Source organism: Frankia sp. CeRuru1 (assembly GCF_977966315.1).
Genome location: NZ_CDWWEW010000369.1, coordinates 1 through 4,976, shown reverse-complemented (window position 1 = coordinate 4,976; position 4,976 = coordinate 1). Strand labels below are relative to the sequence as shown.

5 protein-coding genes are annotated in these 4,976 nt (G+C 67.7%); 2 read left to right on the top strand and 3 right to left on the bottom strand.

The features are described 5' to 3' along the window. A partial coding sequence (locus tag AC08OP_RS20500; protein ID WP_476615666.1) for a TRM11 family SAM-dependent methyltransferase occupies nt 1–550 on the top strand: 550 nt, incomplete at its 5' end. A 39-nt stretch (nt 551–589) separates the two neighbouring features. After that, the gene (locus AC08OP_RS20495) at nt 590–1,591 is read left to right on the top strand and encodes a GNAT family N-acetyltransferase (protein WP_476615665.1); all 1,002 of its coding nucleotides are present in this window, start codon (nt 590–592) and stop codon (nt 1,589–1,591) included. 596 nt (nt 1,592–2,187) lie between these two features. Here the strand turns inward: AC08OP_RS20495 and AC08OP_RS20490 are convergent. The 3 genes from AC08OP_RS20490 to AC08OP_RS20480 all read right to left on the bottom strand — a co-directional run. Continuing rightward, nucleotides 2,188–2,709, bottom strand: a complete 522-nt coding sequence (locus AC08OP_RS20490) for an N-acetyltransferase family protein (RefSeq protein ID WP_476615664.1) — start codon at nt 2,707–2,709, stop codon at nt 2,188–2,190. Between the two features lie 442 nt (nt 2,710–3,151). Beyond that, a complete protein-coding gene (locus AC08OP_RS20485; RefSeq protein ID WP_476615663.1) occupies nt 3,152–4,516 on the bottom strand; it encodes a recombinase family protein in 1,365 nt (454 codons plus the stop codon). A 50-nt stretch (nt 4,517–4,566) separates the two neighbouring features. Continuing rightward, nucleotides 4,567–4,976, bottom strand: a 410-nt coding sequence (locus tag AC08OP_RS20480; protein WP_476615662.1) for a hypothetical protein, incomplete at its 5' end; no start/stop codon positions are given.

The window sequence follows — 4,976 nt, the reverse complement described above, 5'->3', positions numbered from 1 at the left end:
AAAGAAGAAGAATCCCCCGAAGGTAAAGGGAGCCATCTCCTATGAGCTGTCAAACATGCTGGTTTCGGCCTCGGTGCCGACAGATAACGACTCCTTCCTCGATCCTTTTGCCGGCAGCGGCTCCTTCGTGCAGGCACGGCTCGAGTATCCCGCTCGGGTGATCTGCTACTCAGACCAGGATCTTCCAAAGCTCCGGTCCTCCCTCTCCCCCGAGCTGGCTCGCAGCAGGTGGGTGCGGTTTCTTGGCGAGGACGCACTGACGCTCCCCTCGGTCGGGGACGGCCAAGTCGACGTCATCGTCACCGACCCACCATGGGGTGAGCACGAGGACCTTCCCATGTCGTACGAAGAGTTCACCGAGCTTGCGGCGCGGAGTTTTAGCCGGGTTCTGCGCCCGGACTCCGGAAGGCTGGTCCTGCTCACCTCACGAAGGACGGCCCACATCTTCGAGAAGAGCCTCCAGAACAATGGGTTCATTATTCGCGTGTCGCATGAGATCCTTGTCAACGGCCACCCTGCTACTGTCCTGATCGGCGGGCGCCAAGGTTAGTCGTTCTCCTGGCCGCTCCCGACGGGTCCTGATTCACATGTGAGGCAGCCTTTGATTACAATTGTCGAGTACACCACAGTCGAAGCCGCCGAAAGCCTCGCTAACCAGTGGGGAACTTTAGCCGCGGGCGGGGCTAGCGCGATCTACACCTCCCCGGCTTGGTGTCTGGCCGCTTGGCGGCAACTTCCGGATCTCGGCTCGCCCTTGCTGACGGTCGCCTTCGAAGACGACAAACTAGTCGGTGTTCTTACCCTTTCTCTGGGACCGCGAGGTATCTGCTGGGCCGGCAACCCGCTTGGCGACGAGCACGATGCGCTACTCGGGAACAGCCACCGGTTGCAGACTGTCGAGGCACTTGTAGAAGCTGTACGCCTGCGCCACCGCTTGGGTACTCCGGTGCAGCTATGCGATGTGCGTCCCGACGGTGTTCTGGCCCAGTCACTGCCGTGCGTAGCCGCCTGTCCCGCGCCGGTACTTGCAATCAAACCTCGCGACCCTTCGTTCGGCCCGCTGTCGGCTATCCCGGGCTGGTCGCCAGCGACCAGGAAGAAGCTGCGCTGGGCTCGCCGGCATCTGAGCGGGCAAGGACGACTGACGTGCTACCGCGAGGCGCACCCCGCACGCATGCCCACGGCACTCGCCGGCTTCGTAGCCGCGAGGCTGGCGGCGTGGGAGCGCAGGGGGCGCCTGCATGAGCTCCCGGCTATGGACCGACACCGGAGCTTCCCCGCGTTCATAGGGGAGGCAGGCGCCTCTCTGGCCTCGCAGAGCCGATCTTTCCTTGCAGTTCTCGCGCTTGGCGGCGCGCCGATCGCACAAGCTTTGTTCTTCCGGACCGAATCGGCATTGTTGCTGTACATGACCACCTATGAGCCCGCGTTCGCTCGGTTCAGCCCCAGCCACCTGCTCCTTGCAGAGGTCGCCGCGCAGGCGTTCGACGAGGGAATCACAATCGTCGAGCTTGGGAGAGGCGACGAGCCCTACAAGTTCGCCTTGGGCGCCACGGCTCGGCATCTGCGGGACGTCGCGGTCTTCCGCTGATGCTCTTGGTCCCCAGTCGCTCCGGCACCTCGACCAAGAGAAGGAACGGTCGCCAAACCCCGTGCGAAACGCGAGGGAGACCCGCCAGGGTCCAGCCGGAAGGACAGGGGAGATACCCAGGAGATACGTTCCGAGTGGCCAGAACCTACGTTGATCGACTACCAGTAGGCGAGCGCGAACGACGACCACGATTGTCGCTGCACCGTTGAGCGGCTCTGGCGCGACCAGATGGCGCGCGTTCGGCAGGTCCTCGACCGCCGGGTGTGACGCCAGGCAACGGCGCGACAACCCTGGTTGTCGGATCTGCGCCGACAGCCAGGGTTGTCAGTAGAGATCGCTGTGCAGGTCGGGTTCCCAGCGCGGATACTCACAGCGGGCTGGTCAATGTGGACCATTGATCGCTGGCATCGGCCGCGCGCGTCACAGCGTCGCAGGTCAGCCCTCTGGTGCCGCCGACGCACCGCGCCGCTGGCTTTGCGCTGGCCCGCTGTGACGTCGCATCCTGCCCCATAGGGCGCTTACCGGCGCGGTGCCCGCTTGCCCGCCCAGCCCGCCGAGATCGATCGCAACCATCGCGGCAGCGGCCCGCGAACCTGTCATCTTCCCAGCTCATATCGATACCGAACGTCACGAATCACGGCTCCGCCGACGACCTCGTCCCGGACAGCCCCGTCAGGCTCCCAGCCCAGGTGCGAGTAGAACCGCTGGGCGCGAAGGTTCGTCTCCATCACCCACAACGTGGCGCAAGTGAAGCCCGCCGCCTCGAAACTGCGCATCGCCGCGGCCATCAGGCCGCGTCCGACACCCCGCTCCCAGACGGTGGGCAGGACGTAGAAGGAGACGATCTCCCCGACCTCGCTGGCGTCCTGGTCGTCATCTTGGGTGGGACCCAGGTCCGCGAAGCCAACGATGTCACCGGCGTCGTCGGCGACCAGAGCGCCTCGGGCCGGCCAGGCGGCCCGCCCCAGCGTCGTCGTCCACCGCGGCACGCGCTGTGCTGGGTCGAGCCCATCGAGAAGTGGCTGCGGCAGGAGCCCGCGGTAGCCGACCTGCCAGGACAGCACAGGTACCTGGGCGACCCGCTCGGCATCACCGACGAGACCCCGACGAACCCGCATCCGACGATCGTCACACTTTGGCCGGTGTAGCGGGTAGCGGCAGCATCGTTCCTCGAACACGGGCCGCTGGCAGGTTCCCAGGGCCAGGCAGGGGCAGGTGCTACCCGCTACATGCTGCGATCCGCGCAGCTCAACGCGGGTGCGCCGTGTAGCAGGTGGTGTCGCGGTGCCGCTCCTGCGGGGGGCCGCCGCTACCGACGGTTCGACTCGCCAGCGTGGCTCTCAGGCGTCATGGCGGTCAGGTACGACGAAGGCCCCCGACAGCGGCCCCGGGGGGGTTCGTCGGTGGTGTGGGCTATCGGGGGTCGTTGAGGTCTCGCCACACGGTCCGTACGCGCTGGGCCTGGTCGCCCTCGACGGTGCCGTTCCCGCCGATGATCACGCCGTCGATCAGTTGGGTGAGGATCATCCGCTTGGCGGCGATGTCCTCGCCGAGTCCGTCCTAGCCCGCGGCGCCGTCCACGGGCAGGGTGGCGCGTCGTCGCGCGCTGGTGTGCCTGCGGGCCTCGGCCTCGCGGATCTGGCGGACGATGGCCTTGTGGGCGTCGTCGTAGGCGTCGTTGTCCATCTTCCCGGACGCCCAGCGGTCCGCCAGCGCGCTCTTGCGGGCCTCCAGCGTCGCCAACTCGGCGGCGGCCGGGTCCTCCGTGGCCACCGGCTGGAGAACCAGCTCGTCCAGACGTCCCCGTACGGCAGCGGAGACCAGCCCGACGAGGAAGTCTTCCCCGATCCGGACCTTGGCCGGACAGCGGCCGTCGCGTCGCTGGCAGTAGAGCCGGGTTCCGTTCGTGCCGTTCCCGGTCAGTTTGTGCCCGCAGGAGGCGCAGTAGACGAACCCGGCCAGCAGGCGCCGCACCTTCTCGGCGTCGGTGTTGGTCCGCCGCGAGGCGTCCGTGAGGATCGCGCGGACCTGCTCCCACGTGTCGACGTCCAGCACGGCGGGCCACGCCGCCGGGCCCATGACCGTGATGGTTCCCGTGCTGCGCCGTGTGCTGCGGGTCTGGTAGCCGCGCATGCCGATCAGACGCGGGTTGACCATCATCTCCTTGAGGGTGGTCGCATCCCACCCGCGGTACGGGCATGGGCAGTCGGTCCACGCCCTGCGGCCCTTGACGTTGTTCGGGCAGGTCGGCCGGTGGGCCTTCGTCACGGTTGGGACCGCTTCGGCGTTGAGCGTGCGCGCGATGGCCCCCAACGGCACGCCGGCCAGCACCTCGGCAGCGATGCGGCGGATGACCGCCGCCTCTTCCGGAACGAGGGCGTAGAAGTCCCGGACGGGCTTGCCTGCGTGGTCGGTGGCGACGATCGGCCCGTAGCCGTACGCCCTGGGTCCGCCGTGGTGGCGGCCCTGTTCCGCGCGTTGCCTGGCCGCGCGGGACACCCGCTCCGCTGTGCGCTCGGCCTCGCCCGCGTCGATCGAGAAGATGATGTCCGCCATCATCCGGCCGTCGGCGGAGGTGAAGTCCATGGTGGTGCCCTTGACCGGAATCAGCCGGACGTTGCGGGCCTTGAACAGCTCGATCACGCGCATCCGGTCGGGCCGGTTGCGCAGGAAGCGGTTCGACGTCCACGCGATCACAGCGTCGATCTCGCCGGCCCGCGCCATGGCGAGGATGCGCTCGAACTCCGGCCGGTAGTCCTTCGTGGCCGACAGGTCGTTGTCCGTCAGCACGTCGATCAGCTCGACATCGTCACGCTGCTCGGCAAGCTCCCGGATGTCCTCGTCCTGGCGGGTGACCCCGGCCTCCAGCCCTTCACGGTCATCGGAGATCCGGCGGTAACCGATCGTGCGCAGCTTGCGAACCACCCCAGCACCGTACGTGTCCGAAGCGTCCGACCACAGCGTGATGGCGGGCCTCACGCGGCCACGCTCCCCAGCTCGTGACCGCACTTCGCGCAGCGGGAGCGGTCGAAGAAGTTGGGGATGTGCGGGCAGGGAACGAGCGTCAGCCGCTCGCCAGCAGGCCACGCGCGGCACGTGAGCACGGACCGATCAAACGGGCGGTAGTAGACGATGGCCCCGCCCTCGTCCAGCCGGGAGACGTAGTCCACCCAGCCCAGCGGCGTAGCCATGCCAACCCGGACGTCGGCAACGGCGACCGTCGCCGGGACGTCGCCCCGCGGGGCCTCCTCGTCGGCAGGAGCCTCCTCGACGAGGCCAAGAGCGGTGCGGCCCACGTCGGTCAGCCGGTACGGCCGGATACGAACCAGCCCCCCACGCAGGTCACGGAACCTGTCAGGGGCCTCGACGATCAGACCATGCCTGA

Excerpts from the sequence above, each read along its gene's own strand:
- AC08OP_RS20490 (WP_476615664.1), bottom strand. The coding sequence starts at position 2,709 with ATGCGGGTTCGTCGGGGTCTCGTCGGTGATGCCGAGCGGGTCGCCCAG.